Raw genomic sequence first — 20,992 nt, 5'->3', positions numbered from 1 at the left:
CTTGGCCTCGGACTTGGCACCGGGCGGTGGTGGCGGCGGTGGCGGCGCGGCCGTCGGCGGCTGCCGGGGCACGCGCGGCTGTCCGGGAGGCGCCGCGTTTGGCGGCGCGGTCGGTGGCCGGCGGCCGACCCGGGTGCGCACGACGCGGCGCGGCTTGGCGGCCTGCTGTGCCCGCTGCTGGTTGGCGTGCGAGAGGATGTCGCGCTGGAAGAGCGCGGCCTGGAGGGCTTGGGCGTTGAGCTTCAGCTCTTTGGCGATGCGCACCTCATCGCGTTTGAGCTCCGAGATCGAGCGGTCGATGCGCGTCAGCTCTTCGGCCCACCGGCCCTGCTCAGCGCCGCAGTGGGGACACTGCGGCGCCGGCTCGATCTCCCGGCCGCAGGACGGGCAGGGGTACGTCGCCATGGCACCTCTCTCCGGCAGGGCCCAGCATTGTGGACTCTCCCGAAAGCATGCCTAATGACGGGTGCTCTTGAACAGATCAGTGTCTGATGGTTCGCTCCGGGCGACCCATCCCGCGGTACTCCCAGCCGGCGTGCGTCCACAGTGATGCGTCGAGGCAGTTCCGGCCGTCGATCACGCGCCGCGCGGCCACCAGCTCGCCGAGGGCGCTCGGGTCGGCGTTGCGGAAGTCGGCCCACTCGGTGAGCACGCACACGAGGTCGGCGCCGCGTAGCGCGTCAGCCATCGACGGCTCGTAAGTGAGGTCGGGCTGGGCGATGCGCGCGTTCTCCATGCCTTCCGGGTCGTACACGCGGACGTCGGCGCCGGCCTTGGCGAGCAGCCCGGCGACGGCGAGCGACGGCGCGTCCCGTACGTCGTCGGAGTTGGGCTTGAACGTGGCGCCCAGCACGGCGATCCGGGTGCCGGACAGGTCGGGCCCGGCCGGGCCGGAGCGGCGGTCGAGCAGCTCGGCGGCGAGCGTGAGGACCCGGGTGCGGCGGCGCAGGTTGATGAGGTCGACCTCGTGCAGGAAGCGGAGGGCCTCGCCGGCGCCCAGCTCCTGCGCGCGGGCCTGGAAGGCGCGGATGTCCTTGGGCAGGCAGCCGCCGCCGAAGCCGACGCCCGCCTGGAGGAACCGGTTGCCGATCCGGGGGTCGTATCCGATGGCGCGCGCGAGCTGGGTGACGTCGCCGCCGGCGACCTCGCAAACCTCGGCCATCGCGTTGATGAACGAGATCTTGGTGGCGAGGAACGCGTTGGCCGCCACCTTCACCAGCTCGGCGGTCGCGAAGTCGGTGACCACGAGGGGCACCTCGCGGTCTTCGGTGGCCGCCAGGTCGAAGACGCCCTTGTGTGCGGCGTAGAGCATGGCGTTCGCCCACTCGGTCTTGACGCCGATGACGATCCGGTTGGGGCGGAGCACGTCTTCGACCGCGAAGCCCTCCTGGAGGAACTCCGGGCTCCACGCGACCTCGACGCCCAGGTCGGCGGGGGCGTGCTTGCCGACGAGCTGCTCGATCCACTCGGCGGTGCCCACCGGCACCGTCGACTTGCCCACGATCAGTGCCTTGCGGGTCAGGTGCTGGGCCAGCCCGGTGACGGCCGCCTCGACGTACACCAGGTCGGCGCCCATGCTGTCGGCCCGCTGCGGGGTGCCGACGCAGATGAAGTGCACGTCGGCGAAGTCGGCGGTCTCCTTGTAGCTGGTGGTGAAGCGCAGGCGCCCGGCGGCCAGGTTGCGGCGCAGCAGCTCGTCGAGCCCGGGCTCGTGGAACGGCACGGCCCCGCCGGAGAGCTTTGCGATCTTGGCTTCGTCGACGTCGAAGCCCAGTACCTCGTAGCCCAGTTCCGCGAAGCAGATGGCGTAGGTCGCGCCGAGGTAGCCGGTACCGAGGAAGGCCAGCCGGGGACGCGCCGCGCCGGAAGGCGGGGTGACCGCACCGATCGCCGGGAGAGGTTGTGAGCTCGGGTACGGAATCGTCACGCCTTTGTTCTCCGCTCGCACTGGCGGCGCTTCGCGTCGCGGTGTGGGTGGGGACGCCTGAGTTGGCGCCGGCTATTGGGCATACAGGAAGCTATGCGACAAGTATCTCAGGCTTTCCGGGTGCACAGCGACGATAGTGGAGGAGCCTACGCGCCGGTAAAGAGCACCTGAACGTTCGTCGGTATCCTCACACCCGCGTAGGAAGATCGCCAAAGGGGAGCCGGAATGACGACACAAGAACCCTTCGACGCGTACAGCCTCAGCGAGGAGCACGAGGCGGTTCGCGAGGCGGTTCGCGCGGTGTGCGACGCCAAGGTCGCTCCTAACGCGGCGGAAGCCGATGAAACGGGCGAGTTCCCCAAGGCGTCCTACGAGGCGCTGCGCGCGGCCGACTTCCACGCCCCGCACATCCCCGAGCAGTACGGCGGCGCCGGGGCGGACGCCCTGGCCACCGCGATCGTGATCGAAGAGGTCGCGCGGGCGTGCGCCTCCTCGTCGTTGATCCCCGCAGTCAACAAGCTGGGCACGATGCCGCTCATCCTGGCCGGCTCCGAGGAGCTCAAGAGCCGCTTCCTGCCGCCGGTGGCGCGCGGCGAGGCGATGTTCTCGTACTGCCTGTCCGAGCCCGAAGCGGGCAGCGACGCCGCTTCCATGACGACCCGAGCGGTACGGGACGGCGACCAATACGTGCTCGACGGCGTCAAGCGGTGGATCACCAATGCCGGTGAGTCGCGGTTCTACACCGTCTTCGCCGTCACGGAGCCCGGTGCGCGGTCGCGCGGCATCTCGGCGTTCGTGGTCGACAAGGACGACCCGGGCGTCAGCTTCGGCGCGCCCGAGAAGAAGCTCGGCATCAAGGGCTCACCGACCCGCGAGGTGTACCTCGACGGGGTGCGCATCCCCGCCGACCGGATGATCGGGGAGCCGGGCACCGGATTCGCGACCGCGATGCGGACGCTCGACCACACCCGGGTCACGATCGCCGCCCAGGCGGTCGGCATCGCGCAGGGCGCCCTCGACTTCGCGGCGAAGTACGTGCAGGAGCGCACCCAGTTCGGCAAGCCCGTGGGCGACTTCCAGGGCGTCCAGTTCATGATCGCCGACATGGCCATGAAGCTGGAGGCCGCCCGGCAGCTCACCTACGCCGCCGCCGGCAAGTCCGAGCGTGGCGATGCCGACCTGACCTTCTTCGGCGCGGCGGCGAAGTGCTTCGCCTCGGACGCCGCGATGGAAATCACCACCGACGCGGTCCAGCTCCTCGGCGGATACGGATACACCCGCGACTTCCCGGTGGAGCGGATGATGCGGGACGCCAAGATCACACAGATCTACGAGGGCACCAACCAGGTCCAGCGCATCGTCATGGCCCGATCCGTGCTTCGCTGACGAGCGTCAGCCGTATCGCTGGGTGGCTTCCGGGTCGTCGTCCTCGACGTCGGTGCCCGCCGGCTTGGGCGGGGTGATCGGTGGCGGGGTCGGTGCCGACCAGGCCGGGCGAGGGTAAGCCTCCGGCGGGGGCGGGCCCTTGACCAGCTGCGTCGCCTCGGTGTCGAGCCGCGTTGTCGGTGGGTCGTCACCGAGGTTGGCGCTGGCCTCGCTGGCCAGGACAGTGGTGGTCGGTTCGGCGGCTGCTGGCTTCGGTGGCGCGGAAACCGGCGGCGGAGGCGGCGACTGCGGTGCGACCGGCGCCGCCTCCGGTACCGGCGAAAACGCCGTCGTCGGGGCGGCTGGGGAGCCGGCCGGTGGGTACGAGGCCGCCGGGAACGCGGTCATCGTGGGCGCCGGGCTCGACATCCCGAGGCCGCCGGCTGGGACCGGGACCCCAGCGCCCGGGTGCGGCGGAGCCGGGTAGCCGGGCGGAGGACCATAGGGCGACCCGGGCGGTCCGTACGGGGCGCCGGGCGGCACCGGGTACGGAACGGCGCCGGCGGGTGTCGCGGCCGGCCGGTCGTGCCGTCGCCAGCGCCGCGGGCTCATCAGCGTCGCGAGCAGCGGCACGGCGAGCACCGCCGAAAACCCGGCAGCCGGGATCGGCAGCCCGACGTCGACGTCGCCGACCTCGTACGGGAACACGTCGAGGAACGACGCGGGCGCGACGCCGTACCATACAGCCGCACCCAGATAGCCCGCTCCGGCCAGCGTAGGCCCGATCGGCGACAGCCGCGCGAGCACGAGGACCGCGTACAGCGCACCGGCAGCCAGCAGGGCGAGCAGGCCCAGCAGGAGCTCCACGCGCAGCCCGGCCTCGAACTGCACCCGGACATCGCTGTACTTCATGAGCCCGATGCCCGTCAGTACCCATGCCAGGGGCGCCAGGACCAGGGCCAGGAGCAGTGATCCGACGTGCCGCATCTGCCCTCCTTGATGTTGGGTGCGAGTGGCACCGTACCTCGGCCTGGCACTCCTCTGGCCTGCTACGACTCGGCGTTTTCGCTACCGGCTCTGCTCGGTGGGGTGTTCCAGGGCGAATCGCCGTTCCGCTTCGTGGAACCGGCGGGCACCGGGTCGGCGACAACCGGGGGCGATTCGAGGGTGGGGGCGTCTGCCGGCTCGTCCTTCGGCTCTTCGGCGAGCGGTGCCGGTGTCGGCGCCGGTGCCGGCCACCGCCGCCACCGCTGCGCGCTGAACGCCGCCATCAGCAGCAGCGCTCCGATCAGTAGCAGGGTGCCGTTGTCGAGCGGGAGCCGCAGCGGGATCGGGTCGCCGAAGATCTTCCAGCCGCCGGGTACCGCGTCGCGTACCGCCAGCGGGTCGGCGAACATGCCGCCGTACGGCGCGATCAGCAGCGCGCCCGCGACCACCGGGCCCAGCGGTGACCACCGCAGGGTGCCGAGCAGTCCGAGCAGGACGCCCGCCACGGCTAGGTATGCGGCCGGCTCGATCAGGTCGGCGGTGGCGAAGGTGCGGGTCTCGACCCAGCCCGTGATGGTACGCGTCGAGCCGCCCTGGCCCAGCGAGACGAGCACCCAGGTGAGCGGCGCCGCCACGGCGCCGGCCAACAGACTCCATAGATGTCGCATGCGCGCACCGTACCGGTTCCGGCGGAGACCGGCACCCAGGGCAAGATGGCGGAATGAGTGCGGGCACCGTGCTGTGGACACCGCCGGCAGACGTCCTGGAGCGGGCGCGGATCGGCGACTACCTGCGCTGGCTGCGGAAACACCGTGGCCTGGCGTTCCCCGACTACCAGGCGCTGTGGCAGTGGTCGGTCGACGACCTGCCCGCGTTCTGGAGGTCGATCTGGGACTACTTCGACGTGCTCGCGTACGACCAGCCGACCGCCACGCTCGCGGACCCGGTGATGCCGGGCGCCCGCTGGTTTACCGGCGCCACCCTGAACTACGCCGAGCACGTGCTCCGGATGCCGGGCGTCGCCGCCGGTGACGCGATCGTGCTCGGGTACTCGCAGACCCGTGAGCCGGTCACGCTGACCGCCGCCGACCTGCGCGAGCAGGTCCGCCGGGCGCGGGCCGCGCTGCGCGAGTTGGGTGTCGGCCGGGGCGACCGGGTGGCCGCGTACGCGCCGAACATCCCGGAGACGTACGTGCTGATGCTGGCCACCGCCAGCCTGGGCGCCGTGTTCTCGTCGTGCGCGCCCGAGTTCGGCACCCGCAGCGTGGTCGACCGCTGGCAGCAGATCGAGCCGACCGTACTGGTGGCCGTCGACGGGTACCGGTACGGCGCCAAGACGATCGACCGGAGCGGCGAGGTCGAGGCGATCCGGGCCGCCCTGCCCTCGCTGCGGCACACCGTGACCCTCCCGTACCTGGCCGGCGGCGTCTGGGAGTGGCCGGACACCACCGAGGAGATGGCGTACGAGCCGGTGCCGTTCGACCACCCGCTGTACGTGCTCTACTCCTCTGGCACCACCGGCCTGCCGAAGCCGATCGTGCACGGGCACGGCGGCATCCTGGTCGAGCACCTGAAGATGCTCGCGCTGCACCACGACCTTGGCCCGGGTGACCGGTTCTTCTGGTTCACCACCACCGGCTGGATGATGTGGAACTTCCTCGCCTCCGGCCCGGCCGTGGGCGCCGCGATCGTGCTCTTCGACGGCGACCCGGCCCACCCCGACCTGGGCGCGCTGTGGCGGCTCGCCGACGAGGCCGGTGTCACCTACTTCGGCACGAGCGCGCCGTTCCTGCTCGCCTGCCGCAAGGCGGGGGTGGCACCCGAGGCGCACCCGAGGCTGCGCGGCATGGGCTCGACGGGCGCGCCGCTGCCGCCGGAGGGCTTCGCCTGGGTGTACGAGGCGGTCAGCGCGACGGTGCAGCTGCAGTCGCTGTCCGGCGGCACCGACGTGTGCACCGGGTTTGTCGGCGGCGTCCCGTTGCTGCCCGTGTACGCCGGCGAGCTGTCCTGCCGCTGCCTGGGTGCCCGGGTCGAGGCCTTCGACGCCGAGGGGCAGCCGGTCATCGGGCAGCTCGGCGAGCTGGTGATCACCCGTCCGATGCCCAGCATGCCCATCGGTTTCTGGGACGACCCGGACGGCCGCCGCTACCGCGAGGCGTACTTCGACGTGTACCCCGGCGTGTGGCGGCACGGCGACTGGATCACCATCAGCGAGCGGGGCAGCTGCGTGATCACCGGTCGCTCCGACGCCACCCTCAACCGCGGTGGGGTCCGGCTGGGCACCTCCGAGTTCTACTCGGTGGTCGAGGGCCTGGACGAGGTCACCGACTCGGTGGTCGTACACCTGGAGGACCCGGCGGGCGGCCCCGGTGAGCTGCTGCTCTTCGTCGTAGTGGCCGACGGCCGGGAGCTCGACGACGAGCTGCGCACCAAGATCGCCCGAGAGCTGCGCACCGCCCTGTCGCCGCGGCATGTGCCCGACGAGATCCACCAGGTCAAGGCGGTGCCGCGGACGCTCAGCGCGAAAAAGCTGGAAGTACCGGTGAAGAAGATCCTTACGGGTACGCCTGTGCCGGAAGCGGCGTCGACCGGTGCCCTCGCGAACCCCGAGTCGCTGACCGCGTTCGAGCCTTTCGTCAGGAAGCGGTGACGGGTCGGCCGACATCCGAAAGTGCTCGCTGACGCGTCTCACCGTCGTGTACGAGTACCTCCGGTTGACCATCACCGACACCCTCGGCGTCCGGGTCGACGGCAACCACGCCGTCAACCCGCTGGCAAAGGTGACCCGCACCTTCTGGTACCGGCTGCCAGCGGACTGGGTCGCGGGCGGCGCGCTCGCGGCTGGGCGGCTCGAACGGCTGATCGACGCGATCTACGGGCCGAGGTGGCGCGAGGGCAACCCGGACGGCTCCCGGTACGTGATCCTCGGCATCCAGGAGACGGTGCTCTCCGATCAAGAGGCGGACGGCAAGCCGTGGCTGAGCGACCGGGCCGCGTTCTATGTGGTCGGTGAAGACGGCAGGTTGCGCGAGGTCATACCAGCCGAGCTGTGATCTGCTCGGCGGCTTCCCGGTCGGCCAGCTTGGCACGGTCGAGGTTTCCGCACAGCACCACCGACGCGCCGACCGCGAGCGGGGCGTACAGCCAGTCCAGCGGATCCGGGTGCGCTGCCGCGTCGACCAGGAGCCGGTCGCCCTCGGCGATGCCCAGCTCGCCCGCGCGGCGCAGCGGGTCGTCGCCCGGCCACTCCGACGGGTACGGGGAGAACCGGTCGCCGTATCCGCGTACGTCGGCGACGTAGTCCACGAAACCCTCCGGCACCGCGCGCATCGGCATACCGAGCGGCGCCAGGCCGAGCACGTATCGGTCGTCGGCCGGCAGCTCACGGGCCTCGTCGACCCGGTCGGCGGCGGCGAAGAGCACGTCGAACGGCCGGTCGGTGACCACGCTGAGTCGCGCCGCCCAGGAGCCGAGCAGCACGGCGGCGGTCTGCCAGTGCGGGGGCAGGAGCACCGCGGCCCGGTCGCCCGCGCCGAGCCCGAGCCCGTCGACCAGGAGGTTGGCGGTCTTCGCGACCCAGTTGTCGAGTGTGGCACCCGACAGCTCGACACGTTCCCCGGTCACGTCGTCGTACCACGTGACGACTGGGCGTGTCGGGTCCTTGACGAGCATTCTCAATACCCCCTCAGGAAACGCCTTACCGTCGCGTCGTAGACAACGATGGCCGATCCGTTCGGCGTAGGCTCTACGTAAGTGTTGTTAGACACAGGCTTACGACCGAGGACTTACAGCTGAGGAGTCATCCAGTGACCGCCGGTAGCCCGCCCCGCGTGCTCGTTGACGCCACAAGCGTCCCCGCTGACAGGGGTGGCGTCGGTAGATACGTCGACGGCCTGCTCGGCTCGCTGGGCAAGTTGATCGGCACCGGCATCGAGCTGGCCGTCGTGGCTCTGCGCACCGACGTCGAGCGATATGGGCGGATGCTGCCCGCGGCCGAGGTCATCGCGGCGCCCGCGGCGGTGACACACCGTCCGGCGCGGCTCGCCTGGGAGCAGACCGGCCTGCCGCTGCTTGCCCAGCAGACCGGCGCGCAGGTGCTGCACTCGCCCTTCTATACCTGCCCGTTGCGGGCCGGGTGTCCGGTGACGGTCACCGTGCACGACGCGACCTTCTTCACGGAGCCGGAGCACTACGACAAGTCACGCCGCACGTTCTTCCGCAGCGCCATCAAGACCGCGCTGCGCCGCGCCGACCGGGTGATCGTGCCCAGCAAGGCCACCCGCGACGAGCTGATCCGGCTTCTCGACGCCGACCCGACCCGCATCGACGTGGCATATCACGGCGTCGACCACGCGGCGTTCCACCCGCCGACCGACGAGGAGAAGGCCCGCGTCCGGGCTCGGCTGGGGCTGGGCGGCAGCGAATACGTCGCGTTCCTGGGCGCCAAGGAGCCGCGCAAGAACGTGCCCAACCTGATCCGCGGCTGGGCGCAGGCGGTGCGTGACCGCTCCGAGCCGCCCGCACTCGTCATCGCGGGCGGGCAGGGGCACGACGACGACATCGACCGCGCGGTGGCCGAGGTGCCCGCGCACCTGCGGCTGCTCCGCCCCGGCTACCTGCGCTACGCCGACCTGCCCGGCTTCCTCGGCGGTGCCATGGTGGCCGCCTACCCGTCGTACGGTGAGGGCTTCGGCCTGCCGATCCTCGAGGCGATGGCCTGCGCCGCGCCGGTGCTGACCACGCCACGGCTGTCACTGCCCGAGGTGGGCGGCGACGCGGTGGCGTACACCAGCGAAGACCCCGCGCAGATCGCGACCGACCTGGGCGCACTGCTCGACGACGAGGCGCGCCGGCTCGCGCTCGCCAAGGCCGGGTTCGACCGGGCCAAGGAGTTCACCTGGGAGTCGAGCGCCGAGGTGCACGTCGCGGCCTGGCGCCGCGCCTCCGCCTGAGGCCCTGACCCTCACACGCCGCTCACGGCGGGGAGGGCATGATGGGCTGATGCTCTTCGCCGTCATCCCGGCGGGTGGCAGTGGCACTCGGCTGTGGCCGCTGTCCCGCTCCGGTCACCCCAAGTTTCTGCATCCGCTCACCGGCTCCTCGGCGTCGCTGCTGCAGGCGACGGTGGCACGGCTCGCGTCGCTCACCACCCCGGAGCGGACACTCGTGGTCACCGGAGCGTCACACGCCGCTGCCGTGGCGCGGCAGTTGGCCCAGGTACCCGAAGACAACATCCTGGTCGAGCCGTCGCCCCGCGACTCGTGCGCGGCAATCGCGCTGGCCGCGGCCGTGATCGCGCGGCGTGAGCCACGCGCGGTGATGGGCTCGTTCGCCGCCGACCACTTGATCGGCGACCCGGACCGATACGTCGACGCGGTGCGACGGGCGGTCGCCGGCGCCGAGCGCGGCCTGCTGATGACCGTGGGCATCACGCCGACCAGCCCGGAGACCGGATACGGGTACCTCCAGTGCGGCGGCACCATCGACGGCGGCCCGATGCGCATGGTCGAGGAGTTCAAGGAAAAGCCCGCGTACGACGTCGCGGTGTCCTATGTCGACTCCGGGCGGTATTACTGGAACGCCAGCATGTTCGTGTGGCGGGTCGACGTGTTCCTCGCCGAGCTGGCGCGGCAGCAGCCCGAGCTGCACGCCGGGCTCATCCGGATCGCCGCGGCGTGGGACAGTCCGGCGCGGGGCGACGTGCTCGGCGAGGTCTGGCCGACGCTGCCGAAGATCTCGGTCGACTACGCGGTGATGGAGGGCGCGGCCGCCGCCGGGCTGGTGGGCACGGTCCCGGGCGACTTCGGCTGGAACGACGTCGGTGACTTTCACACGCTCGGCGAGGTGCTGCCGGCCGACCCGGACGGCAACGTGGTGGTCGGCGCCGGGCCCGCGGAGAACAAGCCAGGCGTGCTGCTGCACGACTCGACGGGACTCGTGGTGGTGCCGCAGTCCGGGCGGCTCATCGCCACGCTCGGCCTGCACGACGTGGTCGTGGTCGACACCCCGGACGCTGTGCTGGTCTGCCCGCGTGACCGTGCCCAGGACATCAAACAGGTGGTTTCCCGATTGGCTGACGAATTCCGGTGAGCGAGGAAGACGTCGCCCTTGGCGCCGCCCGAGCGAGCGAACTCGAGAGCACTGAGCTGGCGGTCGGGTGCAACGAGGCGAGCGACCTCCTTCCGGTACGGGCGCCCGAAGTGCTGGCCGCGCACGGCGCACGCCGGGCCTTCTGGACGGTCCTCGACGAGGGGGCGGTCGAGCAGTGCCTGGCACTGCTCGTGCAGAAGAACGACGGCCAGTGGACCGCGCACCATGCGGCGTTCGACGCTGGTCCGGAGACCGGCCGCACCGAAGACGGCGAGGCGCTGGCCCGGCGGGACGGCTGGGTGTACGTGATGGGCTCGCACTTCGGGTCGAAGGGCGGCCCGTTGCGGCCGAAGCGGGCCTTCTTCGCGCGCTTCCGCGAGGCCGACGCCGGCCATCCCGGCGCGGCTCGGCTGGAGATCGTGCGAAACCAGTTCCGCCTGCACCGGGCGATCAACGACGCGCTGGTGGCGGCCGACATCGAGCCGCTGCCGCCGGGTGAGCGGGTGCAGGCCCGCTTCATCGTCGAGACCATCAACCGCGGCACCGCGGGGGAGAAGCGGTGGGTCACCCGCCTCGCGCCGGGCGACCTGCCGCTCAACGTCGAAGGTGCGGTGTTCACCCCGACCGGAACGCTGCTGCTGGGCCTGCGGTTTCCGGTGACGGCGGCGGGTGAGCCGATCTTCGTGGAGATCGCGGGTGTCGAGGGCATGTTCGACGCCGACGCTCGCACCTGGCCTGAGGTGGTGCGCGCGTACGCCGTCACGGGTGTCACGCCGCCCGGCCAGTTGACCGGTTTCCGTGCCCTCACGACAGGCCCTGATGGCGCGTACGACGCCGTGATCGGGTCGATCGACGCGCTCGGCAAGGGCTCGGTGCTGCTCGACGACCACCCGTCCGGCGGCGACGTGACCAGCCGGCACATCCGCTTCGATCCGCCCGATGCCACTCGCGTTCCGGCCAAGCTGGTCGCCGACCTGGCGCCGTTTCACAACGTGGAGGGGCTGGCCGAGGGCTTCTACGTCACCGACGAAGATCATCGGGTCGCTCTCTGGACCCAGTGAGCGCGCTTCCGAGCGACCCGAGCGACCCGAGCGACCCGAGCGGAGCGAGGGCATCAGACACAGTGAGCGCGCGCCGCCCGCAGACCGCACAAAGCGTCGGGAGCGAAGCGACCAGAGCGACTGTGGTCTACAGGGCGGCTTCCGAGCGCGCGAGCGACCCGAGCGGAGCGAGGGCATCAGCAAGGCCCGGGCGGCGGCACCTCCGCGGATGAACGGGGGCCGCGGACCCTCGTGGTGACCGGCCAACCCGGGCCAAGATGAGCATGCCGGTCGGTGCCGCCTACCGTCGAGAACTTTCACTCGTGGCTGAAACATGCAGGTCATTTACGGTGGGTACAGTGGCAGCTTGCTTCGCATCGTGTTCTCCCGCGACGACGTCGCCCGGACGCGTGTTGCCCCGGGCGCCGATCCGCTGTGGGAGCTGGTGCTGAGCCTGCATCTGCTCCGGCGCCCCTCGCTCGACCCGGTGCTGGCCGGCTGGCGGGGCGGGGTGCGCGAAGGGCTCCGCGGCCACGCCGAGATGCGCAGCTTCTACGCGATCAATCCGTCGAACGGATACTTTCCCGACTTCTTGACCCCGCACGACGGCATACACGGTCTCGACGCCGGCCTGGACGCGATCCGCTCCACCCCGAAGCGGCGAATCCACCACGAGCTCAGCCTGATCGACAGCCCGCCGTCCGGACTGGCGCGGGGCGAGGTGCCGGCTGTCGTGCAGCTCACCGACGCGATGAAGCGGTACCAGGAGATCGCCATCACGCCGTACCTGCCACAGATCCGGACCGCAGTCGAAGCCGACCGGGCGCGCCGGGCTCGCACGATGCTCGACTCCGGCGCCGAAGGGCTCCTCACCGGGCTCCACCCGGGTATCCAGTGGGGTGGCGGCGTGCTGGAGGTGTCCAACTACCCGACCAGCCGCGAGCTGCGTCTCGACGGGCGCGGGCTGCTCCTGGTGCCGTCATTCTTCTGCTGTGGCGCCGCGATCACCCTCGTCGACCCGACCCTCCCGCCAGTACTGGTCTACCCCGTCGACCGGCTGGGTGGATTGGCCAGCCGGGCCTCGGGTGGTGCGCTGGCCGCCCTGGTCGGCCGCACCCGGGCTCAGGTGCTCGAGGTGGTCGGCGACGGCGCCTTGACCAGTGAGGTGGCGCGCCGGCTCGGCATCTCGCCCGCGGCTGCCAGCCAGCACACGACGGTACTGCGCAACGCCGGCCTGCTTCTGAGCCAACGCGACCGCAACACGGTTCGCCACATGGTGACCCCGCTGGGGCGAGCGTTGCTCAACCCGTCCTAGGCACAATGATCGAGGTGGGCGCCGCCTCCGCCGCCAGCGCGGCGCGGAGTCGCTGGATGTCCTCACCGAAACGGATCAGGGCGGGCGCCTCGGTGCCGGGCGGCGTCGCGTGGACGCCTTCGCCGGGCACGTGCGTGAAGATCGTGCCGGGCGCGACCACGCCCGCGACCGTCGCGATGGCCCGCGCGACCGCCTCCGGATCACCGTCGGAGTCGCCCGGTGCCAGGGTCGCGGCTTCGCGCAGCCCCGCGGCCCGCGCCTCGGCGGTGCCGAGAGAAAACAGGTCCGCCGCCGCGTCCCGCACGAGCGCCACCGCGCCGGGCCCGTCGCCACCGGGGAGATCCAGGTAGCCCCGCACGACCGCCACCGGCACCTGGCCAACCTTGCCCTTGACCAGTTCGCCCGCCGCCGCCAGCTCGTCGACCACCGCCATCTGCGTGATGTGCAGCTCGTTGCCGTACGGGTCGGTCTCGCCCCGGTGGTCGCGGATCGGGTCGATGCCGGCGGCGCCCAGCGCCACGTCGGTGAGCCCGTTGCGCCACGGCCGCCCCATCGTGTCGGACACGATGACGGCGACGTCGATCCCGTACCGCTCGCGCAGCGCCGCCCGCAGTGACCGCGCCGACGCGTCCGGGTCCTTGGGGAGCAGGACGACCTGAGAACGGTCCACGTTGGACGCGTCGATGCCGGCGGACGCCATAACGAAGCCGTGGTGGGTCTGCACGATGCGGGTCTGGCCGCGCTGGGCCACGGTGCGGGCGGTCTCGGCGGCGAGGATCTCATCGCGAGCCGCCGCCCGTGAAGGCCCGTCGACCGGGACGTCGACCAGCTGCCCCTCCGCTTTGGACACAATCTTGCTGGTGACGACGAGTACGTCGCCGTCGCGCAGCCACGGTGCCGCCTCGCCTATCAGCGCGGCCAGGTCGGCACCGGGGGAGACGTCGCCGATCCCGGTGACCGGCAGTACTTCCAGCCTCATGCGAGTTCCACCGCCGCGCGCACCATCTCGGCGGTGTCCTCCGGCGAGCTCATCCAGAGTGGAATCGCCCGGACCCGCACGTCGGGCACCTCGGCCTCGGAGTCGGTCGAGTCGACCAGCCAGCCGTCGAGTAGGCCGCCCTTCGACCGTGCGCCGTACAGCCCACCGACGCCGGCGGCGCTGCACTCCACGCCCACCACGGCGAGGCACTTGTCGGCCATGCCGCGCACCGGCGCGCCGCCGATGATGGGCGAGACCCCGATGACGGGCGCGCCTCCCGTGGTGACCGCCTCGCGCAGGGCGGCCACCGCGAGGATCGGCGCGATGCTGACTACGGGGTTGCTCGGCGCGACCAGCACCAGGTCGGCCGCCGACAGCGCGTCGAGCACTCCGGCCGCGGGTTTGGCGGACTCGGCCCCGACGAAGACGAACCTTTCGGTGGGGATGGCGCCGCGATGGCGTACCCACCACTCCTGGAAATGCACGGCGCGCTGCGTGCCGTCCAGGGTGACCACCGCGTGCGTCTCCAAGCGGTCGTCGGTCGCCGGCAGCATGCGGACGCCGGGCTGCCAGCGCGCGCACAGCGCCTCTGTGACCGCGGACAGCGGGTAGCCCGCGTTGAGCATGGTAGTGCGCACGAGGTGCGTGGCGATGTCCTTGTCGCCGAGGCCGAACCAGGTGGGCTCGGCCTGATAGGCGGCCAGCTCTTCCTTGACGGTCCAGGTCTCGCCGACCCGGCCCCAGCCACGCTCGGGATCGGCGCCGCCGCCCAGCGTGTACATGACGCTGTCCAGGTCGGGGCAGATCCGGAGCCCGTGCATGATGACGTCGTCGCCGACGTTGACTATGGCGGTGACTTCGGCGCCGTGTTGCCGGGCGTACGCGCGCACGCCGGCAAGGAAGCGGGCGCCGCCGATGCCGCCGGCCAGTACCACGATCCGCATGCCGACATCCTCGCTCAAGCCCCTGGTGTCACACACCGCTACCCCCGGGAGGCTAGGCTCACGGACGCATACCGATATGTCCGCCACCCGCCCCCTGGGGGAGTCTTGACCACGGAACCAGCGGCCGCGCCGACCGACGGGACGCCGGCCAGCAAGTTGACAAAGCCCTTGCGCGAGCTTGCCGCCCTGGTGCTCCTGGGCGCCACGGCGGTATTTCTTTTCGTCGCGCTGCTCGACCTCATGATCCCGGTCGATTTCGACGACAACGACTTCACGAGCCGGTCGTCCAGAAGCTTCGGCGGGTTCATCAACCTGACGACGATCGGCCTGCCGCTGCTCGCGGTGCTGCTCGCCAACCACATCCACCCGCCGGTCGCGCGGGCCAAGCTGATCACGCTGGTGGCGCTGATCGAGTACGCCGTGGCGGCGTTCTTCGGTGTGATCTTCGGTCTGCTGGTCGGCGTGGTGGTCATCATCACCGACATCGGCGCTCGGGCCGGCTTCGAGACGTTCCTGACCCGGTTGGCCTGGGTGGCGGTGCTCGGGGTCGCCGCGTACGCGCTGGTGCGGGTCGGCCGCGGCCTCTATTTCATCCCGAAGCCCACGCCGCAGCCGGGCCAGTACGGTTACCCCCAGCAGCCGGGCTACGCGCAGCCGCCGCCGTACGGCCAGCCGGGCTACCCGCAATACGCCCAGCACACCGCGCAGTACCAGCAGCAGCCGTACTCCCAACAGCCGTACCCACAGCAGCCGTACCCACAGCAGCCAGCCGCGCAGCAGCCGGCCCCGCAGGCGTACCCGACCTCGGCGCCGCCGGCGGCACCGAGCCCGCCTCCGCCCACGCCCGCCCCGCCGGCGCCCGGCCAGCCGGAAGAGGGCCACACGCAGCTCATCAACCCGGCGAGCCAGCAGCCGTCCGCCGGCTACGCCCCGCCGCCCTCGGCACACGGCCAGGGCGACGACGAGCCGCCAACCCAGATCTACCAGCAGCGCTAGTCGCTGTGACCGGTGCCTCAGGCCGTCTCGGCGGCCTGAGGCACGGTGAGGGCTAGGCTGACTCGGGTGGTGGATCACAGCTTGCGGCGGGCGTTGCGCCGGGCCGCCGACGGCAAGGCGCTAGACGTCGACGAGGCCGCCACCCTGCTGGCCGCTCGCGGCGAGGCCCTCGACGAACTGCTCACCATCGCCGGCGCGATCCGCGACGCGGGACTGCGTGACGCCGGCCGGCCGGGCGTCATCACGTTCTCCAAGAATGTCTTCATCCCGCTCACCCGGCTCTGCCGCGACCGGTGCCACTACTGCACGTTCGCGACCGTGCCGCACCGGCTCCCGGCGGCCTTCCTGGAGCGGGACGAAGTGCTCGACATCGCCCGCGCCGGCGCCGCCCACGGCTGTAAGGAAGCGCTTTTCACGCTCGGCGACCGGCCCGAGGAGCGGTGGCCCGCCGCCCGCCAGTGGCTCGACGAGCGCGGCTACGAGTCCGCACTGGACTATGTGCGGGCATGCGCCATCGCGGTACTCGAAGAGACCGGCCTTCTCCCGCACCTCAACCCCGGCGTCCTTTCCTGGGCCGACCTCCAGCGGCTGAAGCCGGTCGCCGCCAGCATGGGCATGATGCTGGAGACCACCGCGACTCGCCTGTGGAGCGAGCAGGGCGGCCCGCACTACGGCTCGCCCGACAAGGAACCAGCCGTGCGGCTCCGGGTGCTCGAAGACGCCGGTCGGGTCGGCGTGCCGTTCACCACGGGCATCCTGATCGGCATCGGCGAGACGCTCCCCGAGCGCGCCGACTCGCTCTTCGCGATCCGCCGCGTCGCCCGCGAGTACGGGAACATCCAGGAATCCATCATCCAGAACTTCCGCGCCAAGCCGGATACCGCCATGCGCGGCATGCCCGACGCGGAGCTCACCGACCTCGCCGCGACGGTCGCCGTCGCGCGCATCCTGCTCGGCCCTCGCGCGCGCATCCAGGCGCCGCCCAACCTCATCGCCGGCGAATACGACCTCCTGCTGCGCGCGGGCATCGACGACTGGGGCGGCGTCTCGCCGGTCACTCCAGACCACGTGAGCCCGGAGCGGCCATGGCCGCAGATCGACGAGCTGAGGGAGCGGTCGGCCGCCGCGGGATTCGCACTGCGCGAGCGCCTGGCCATCTATCCCGAGTACGCCCAGCGCGGCGACCCGTGGCTCGACCCTCGGATCATGCCGCACGTCTCGGCGCTGGCCCTGCCCGATGGCCTGGCCAATCCAGACGCGCCGCTGGTGGGCCGTCCCTGGCAGGAGCCGGACGACTCGGTGCCCACCGGTCGCACCGATCTGCACGAGACGATCGACACCACCGGCCGGACCGGCGATCGCCGCGGCGACTTCGACAACGTGTACGGCGACTGGGCCGCGGTGGCCGACCACGTGGCGACGCCGGTCGCGGCGCACACGGATTCCGATGTGCTCGCCGGGCTCAAGCTCGCGGCCACCGACCCGGCGGCGCTGCTGCTGCCGGAGCACGAGGATTCGGCTGTGGCGCTGTTCAACGCCGACGGCATCGCCCTCGACGAGCTGTGCCGGATCGCCGACGAGCTGCGCAAGGCGGCCGTGGGCGACGACGTCACGTACGTGGTGAACCGGAACATCAACTTCTCCAACGTCTGCTACGTCGGTTGCCGGTTCTGCGCGTTCGCCCAGCGCGAGCGCGACGCCGACGCCTATCGCCTCTCGGTCGAGCAGGTGGCCGATCGGGCCGAGGAGGCCTGGCGGGCGGGCGCCACCGAGGTGTGCATGCAGGGCGGCATCGACCCGAAGCTGCCGGTCACCGCGTACGCCGACCTGGTGCGCGGGGTCAAGGAGCGGGTGCCGCAGATGCACGTGCACGCGTTCTCGCCGATGGAGATCGTGACCGCCGCGTCGAAGGCCGGCATGTCGATCCGAGACTGGCTGACCATGCTGCGCGAGGCCGGGCTCGACACGATCCCGGGTACCGCCGCGGAGATCCTCGACGACGATGTGCGCTGGGTGCTGACCAAGGGCAAACTGCCGGCGGCCACCTGGGTCGAGGTGGTCACCACGGCGCACGAGCTGGGCATCCGGTCCAGCTCCACGATGATGTACGGCCATGTCGACCATCCGCGGCAGTGGCTGGGCCACTTCCGGGTACTGGCCGGCGTGCAGGACCGCACGGGCGGCTTCACCGAGTTCGTGGGACTGCCGTTCGTGCACACCAACGCGCCGATCTATCTTGCCGGCATCGCCCGTCCGGGCCCGACGTGGCGGGAAAATCGTGCCGTGCACGCGATGGCGCGGGTCCTCCTGCACGGCCGGATCGCCAACATCCAGTGCTCCTGGGTGAAGCTCGGCGACGAGGGCACCGTGGCGATGCTCGAGGGTGGCTGCAATGATTTGGGCGGCACGCTGATGGAGGAGACGATCTCCAGGATGGCCGGTTCCGACAACGGTTCGGCCCGCACCGTCGAGCAGTTGCGCGCGATCGCGGCGGCTGCCGGACGGCCAGCGCGCGAGCGCACCACGGCGTACCTCTCCCGGTGACGCGCCTACGGGGCGTTACCCAGGTGGGGGGTGAATCGGTTAGGCGTACCGCGAGTCTTCCGCGGCGCGCCGGAAGGCGGCCCCTATTTATCAGGTTCCGCTTGACGACGCACGCATTACACGCGTGTAATTTCACTGGGGTTGTTCGAATAGTATAGGTTAAACCAACACTGTTCGGACAAATGACACGCCTTCCGCGTGGGGGGTTGCGCCGGCGACGCAGCTGGTGCGCTAGAAGGGGGCATGCTGATGGACGGCCCATTGGAGGCGGCCGACCTGATCGGGGACGCGCCGGAATGGCAGGAGCGCGCACTGTGCTCGCAGACCGACCCGGAGGCGTTCTTCCCGGAGAAGGGCGGATCGACCCGCGAAGCCAAGCGCATCTGCTCGCGGTGCGAGGTCAAGGCCGAGTGCCTGGAGTACGCGCTAGCGCACGACGAGCGCTTTGGCATCTGGGGCGGACTCTCCGAACGGGAGCGCCGCAAGCTCAAGCGACGGGTGGCCTGAGACCCGCGCGGGGGGCGTGGGTGCTTTGTGTCGGTAAGGGAGCCGTGGCGACCAACGACGGCGAACGACCCGAATTCTGGTTCGGTTTGCTCAGGCCAGCTCGTCCGGGTCCACACCGAGCAGGTTCGCGACCTGTTCGATGATGACGTCATGCACTAGATCGGCCAGATCGTCACGGTCCATGGCCCGAAATTCCAGCGGGCGGCGGTAGAGCACGATCCGGGGCGGCACCTCCTGCCGCCCAGGGCGCCCCGGCAGCAGCCGGGCCAGGGGCACCTCGCCGTCTTCGAGCACGTCAGAGTCGTAGACGTTCAGATCCGGCGGCACATCTTCGACCGCGAACTCGACACCAGCCAGCTCCTTGGCGAACCGCCGCTCCAGGCTCTCGACCGTGTCGAGCACAAGATCGTCGAAGATCTCCGCTTTGGTGCGGGCCAGCGGCACCGTGGCGGGCACCAGCCGGCCACGCAGGCCGCGCCCATGCCGGTCACGATGGGTGCGGCGGCCGGCGCCGGGGCGACGGGGTTCGGGACTGCTCACGTCAAGAATGTAGTCGCACTCCGCACCGACCAACTCACGCGGCCGGCGTGTCGCAGCGCCATCCTGAGCGCCGAAGCGGGTAGGAGAGATAACGTGCCGCCGTGAGGTCACCACGGCGCTGCTCCCGAAACGGCTGCCCCCGCCAAGCCGTCGCCACGTTGACCTATGTCTACAACGACAGCACGGCTGTTGTGGGGCCTTTGGCGGCATTTGCCGAGCCGCACACGTACGACCTGTGCGAGCCCCATGCCCGCAGCCTGACCGCCCCCCGCGGGTGGGAGTTGGTGCGGCACGACGGCGAGTTCGCGCCCCCTCCGCCGACGACGGACGACCTGGTCGCCCTGGCCGAGGCCGTGCGCGAGGCAGCCCGTCCGGTGCAGCGCCAGGACGAAGATCTTCCCGACCCCCACCCGCACCCACACCAGCAGGGCCGCCGGGGCCACCTCCGCGTGATCCCCCCAGCCCACTAGCGGCTGCCTCGCTAGAGGCGGGCGGCGTCCGCCCAGGTCACCAGCTTGCGGACCGCGTTGACGCCGACCCAGCGCAGCGGCTCGGGCGCCCAGTGCGGCGACCGGTGCCCCACCCAGGGCAGCGCGGTCAGGTCGCTCTCCACGCCAAGGACCAGGTCGGCGAGGGTACGCCCGGCGAGGTTCGCGGTGCCGACACCGTCGCCGACGTACCCGCCGGCCCAGCCCAGCCCGGTGCTCCGGTCGAGCCCCACCGAGGCCGACCAGTCCGCGGGGATGCCCACCGCACCACCCCACGAGTGCGTCAGGGGCACCGACCCGAGTGCCGGGAACAGATCCGCGAGCGTCCGGCGCAGCGCCTCGAACACGCGTGGTTCGCTGTCGTACTCCGGCCGCGTCCGCGACCCGAAGTGGTACGGCGCCCCGCGCCCGCCGAAGACCAGCCGGTTGTCGGCCGTGCGCTGGCCGTAGATGATCAGCCGCCGGAAGTCGGAGAACGTCTCCCGCTCGGCCAGCCCGGCGTCCACCCAGAACGCGTCCGGCAGCGGCGGTGTCGCCACGATCAGCGAGTAGATCGGCGCGATAGCCCGCCGCAGGCCCGGCAGCCCCGACGTGTACGCCTCGGTGGCCCGTATGACGACGGGTGCCCGTACCGCGCCGGCAGGTGTGTCGACGGCGCCCTTGCGCAGCCGCAGCGCCGGCGTGCCCTCGTAGATCGTGACGCCCCGGGCCTCCACCGCCCGCGCGAGGCCGCGCACCAGCCGAGCCGGGTGGATGGCCGCGCAGTTGGGCGTGTACGTGCCGCCGAGCACCCGTGTGGCGCCGCACCGCTTGCGGGCCTCGTCGGCGCTGAGGAGCACAAGGTCCTCCGTCTCCCGAACGGCGGCTTCGGCACGACGGAGCTGTGCCGGTGTCCGGGCCAGTGTGACCGTGCCGCCTTTCGCCCAGTCGCAGTCGATGCCCTCGGCGGCTGCCACCCGCCCGACCTCGTCCACTGTGGCTTCCATCGCGCGCCTAATCGCCACGACGCCGGCCTTGCCGTGCCTGCGGGCAAGCAGGGGCGCGGGTGTGGGGAAGAGCGCGGAGCACCAGCCGCCGTTGCGCCCGGACGCCCCGAACCCGGCGATCTCCTTCTCCACCACGGCGATCCGCAGCGACGGCTCGGCCCGCGCCAGGTAGTACGCCGTCCACAGTCCCGTGTATCCGGCACCGACGATCGCGACGTCGGCGACGATCGGCCCTGGCAGTGGCGGTCGCGGCTGCAAAGAGCCCACTGTGGACATCCAGAGGT

At 71.3% G+C, this 20,992-nt stretch carries 20 protein-coding genes; 11 read left to right on the top strand and 9 right to left on the bottom strand.

Going from position 1 to position 20,992, the window contains the following annotated elements:
• The coding region (locus tag V6V89_RS29710) for a hypothetical protein (protein WP_334622790.1) at positions 1–405 on the bottom strand (405 nt) is incomplete at its 3' end.
• 76 nt (positions 406–481) lie between these two features.
• Positions 482–1,927 (bottom strand): UDP-glucose dehydrogenase family protein, encoded by a 1,446-nt coding sequence (locus tag V6V89_RS29705; protein WP_334622789.1) that lies wholly within the window; start codon positions 1,925–1,927, stop codon positions 482–484.
• Between the two features lie 225 nt (positions 1,928–2,152).
• On the opposite strand from V6V89_RS29705, the gene V6V89_RS29700 reads away from it, so the two are divergent.
• A complete protein-coding gene (locus tag V6V89_RS29700) occupies positions 2,153–3,313 on the top strand; it encodes an acyl-CoA dehydrogenase family protein (RefSeq protein WP_334622788.1) in 1,161 nt (386 codons plus the stop codon).
• Positions 3,314–3,319: 6 nt separating this feature from the next.
• Here the strand turns inward: V6V89_RS29700 and V6V89_RS29695 are convergent, their stop codons facing one another.
• Entirely contained in the window at positions 3,320–4,279 is a 960-nt protein-coding gene (locus V6V89_RS29695) for a hypothetical protein (protein ID WP_334622787.1), read from the bottom strand.
• A 62-nt stretch (positions 4,280–4,341) separates the two neighbouring features.
• Positions 4,342–4,947, bottom strand: a complete 606-nt coding sequence (locus tag V6V89_RS29690) for a hypothetical protein (protein ID WP_334622786.1) — start codon at positions 4,945–4,947, stop codon at positions 4,342–4,344.
• A 53-nt stretch (positions 4,948–5,000) separates the two neighbouring features.
• Between V6V89_RS29690 and V6V89_RS29685 the strand changes: the two genes are divergently transcribed.
• A complete protein-coding gene (locus tag V6V89_RS29685) occupies positions 5,001–6,929 on the top strand; it encodes an acetoacetate--CoA ligase (protein ID WP_334622785.1) in 1,929 nt (642 codons plus the stop codon).
• A 46-nt stretch (positions 6,930–6,975) separates the two neighbouring features.
• A complete protein-coding gene (locus V6V89_RS29680; protein ID WP_334622784.1) occupies positions 6,976–7,332 on the top strand; it encodes a hypothetical protein in 357 nt (118 codons plus the stop codon).
• Here the strand turns inward: V6V89_RS29680 and V6V89_RS29675 are convergent.
• On the bottom strand, positions 7,313–7,951 hold the full coding sequence (locus tag V6V89_RS29675) for a TIGR03089 family protein (protein WP_334622783.1): 639 nt from the start codon (positions 7,949–7,951) through the stop codon (positions 7,313–7,315). The two genes, V6V89_RS29680 and V6V89_RS29675, sit on opposite strands and share 20 nt — an antisense overlap.
• A 134-nt stretch (positions 7,952–8,085) precedes the next feature.
• On the opposite strand from V6V89_RS29675, the gene V6V89_RS29670 reads away from it, so the two are divergent.
• The 4 genes from V6V89_RS29670 to V6V89_RS29655 all read left to right on the top strand — a co-directional run bounded on the left by V6V89_RS29670 (position 8,086) and on the right by V6V89_RS29655 (position 12,724).
• Positions 8,086–9,231: a glycosyltransferase family 4 protein gene (locus tag V6V89_RS29670; RefSeq protein ID WP_334622782.1), complete on the top strand. Its 1,146-nt coding sequence runs from the start codon at positions 8,086–8,088 to the stop codon at positions 9,229–9,231.
• Positions 9,232–9,280: 49 nt separating this feature from the next.
• On the top strand, positions 9,281–10,369 hold the full coding sequence (locus tag V6V89_RS29665) for a mannose-1-phosphate guanylyltransferase (protein WP_334622781.1): 1,089 nt from the start codon (positions 9,281–9,283) through the stop codon (positions 10,367–10,369).
• Positions 10,370–10,425: 56 nt separating this feature from the next.
• Positions 10,426–11,430: a hypothetical protein gene (locus tag V6V89_RS29660; RefSeq protein WP_334622792.1), complete on the top strand. Its 1,005-nt coding sequence runs from the start codon at positions 10,426–10,428 to the stop codon at positions 11,428–11,430.
• Positions 11,431–11,776: 346 nt separating this feature from the next.
• A complete protein-coding gene (locus tag V6V89_RS29655; protein ID WP_334622780.1) occupies positions 11,777–12,724 on the top strand; it encodes an ArsR/SmtB family transcription factor in 948 nt (315 codons plus the stop codon).
• Here V6V89_RS29655 and V6V89_RS29650 read toward each other — a convergent pair.
• Both V6V89_RS29650 and cofD read right to left on the bottom strand, forming a co-directional pair.
• Positions 12,711–13,703: a coenzyme F420-0:L-glutamate ligase gene (locus V6V89_RS29650; protein WP_334622779.1), complete on the bottom strand. Its 993-nt coding sequence runs from the start codon at positions 13,701–13,703 to the stop codon at positions 12,711–12,713. The two genes, V6V89_RS29655 and V6V89_RS29650, sit on opposite strands and share 14 nt — an antisense overlap.
• Positions 13,700–14,647, bottom strand: a complete 948-nt coding sequence (cofD, locus tag V6V89_RS29645; protein ID WP_334622778.1) for a 2-phospho-L-lactate transferase — start codon at positions 14,645–14,647, stop codon at positions 13,700–13,702. The genes V6V89_RS29650 and cofD overlap by 4 nt, the downstream gene beginning before the upstream one ends.
• A 105-nt stretch (positions 14,648–14,752) precedes the next feature.
• On the opposite strand from cofD, the gene V6V89_RS29640 reads away from it, so the two are divergent.
• The 3 genes from V6V89_RS29640 (at position 14,753) to V6V89_RS29630 (ending at position 18,694) form a co-directional block, all read left to right on the top strand.
• Positions 14,753–15,643 carry a hypothetical protein gene (locus V6V89_RS29640; protein ID WP_334622777.1) on the top strand — a complete coding sequence of 297 codons (891 nt, stop codon included), beginning with the start codon at positions 14,753–14,755 and terminating at the stop codon, positions 15,641–15,643.
• A 66-nt stretch (positions 15,644–15,709) separates the two neighbouring features.
• Positions 15,710–18,187: a bifunctional FO biosynthesis protein CofGH gene (locus V6V89_RS29635; protein ID WP_334622776.1), complete on the top strand. Its 2,478-nt coding sequence runs from the start codon at positions 15,710–15,712 to the stop codon at positions 18,185–18,187.
• 249 nt (positions 18,188–18,436) lie between these two features.
• Positions 18,437–18,694, top strand: a complete 258-nt coding sequence (locus tag V6V89_RS29630) for a WhiB family transcriptional regulator (RefSeq protein WP_265248766.1) — start codon at positions 18,437–18,439, stop codon at positions 18,692–18,694.
• Positions 18,695–18,784: 90 nt separating this feature from the next.
• Here the strand turns inward: V6V89_RS29630 and V6V89_RS29625 are convergent, their stop codons facing one another.
• Entirely contained in the window at positions 18,785–19,234 is a 450-nt protein-coding gene (locus V6V89_RS29625) for a metallopeptidase family protein (protein ID WP_334622775.1), read from the bottom strand.
• Between the two features lie 101 nt (positions 19,235–19,335).
• Between V6V89_RS29625 and V6V89_RS29620 the strand changes: the two genes are divergently transcribed.
• On the top strand, positions 19,336–19,704 hold the full coding sequence (locus V6V89_RS29620; RefSeq protein WP_334622774.1) for a DUF3499 domain-containing protein: 369 nt from the start codon (positions 19,336–19,338) through the stop codon (positions 19,702–19,704).
• A gap of 11 nt (positions 19,705–19,715) precedes the next feature.
• On the opposite strand, the gene V6V89_RS29615 is transcribed toward V6V89_RS29620, so the two are convergent.
• Positions 19,716–20,984 carry an NAD(P)/FAD-dependent oxidoreductase gene (locus V6V89_RS29615; protein ID WP_334622791.1) on the bottom strand — a complete coding sequence of 423 codons (1,269 nt, stop codon included), beginning with the start codon at positions 20,982–20,984 and terminating at the stop codon, positions 19,716–19,718.
• Between the last annotated feature and the right edge of the window lie 8 nt (positions 20,985–20,992).

The sequence above is a fragment of the Micromonospora sp. CPCC 206061 genome, from assembly GCF_036906915.1.
Lineage (GTDB): Bacteria > Actinomycetota > Actinomycetes > Mycobacteriales > Micromonosporaceae > Phytohabitans.
The sequence above is the reverse complement of the archived record's forward strand: the minus strand, read 5'-3'. Positions and strand labels throughout refer to the sequence as shown.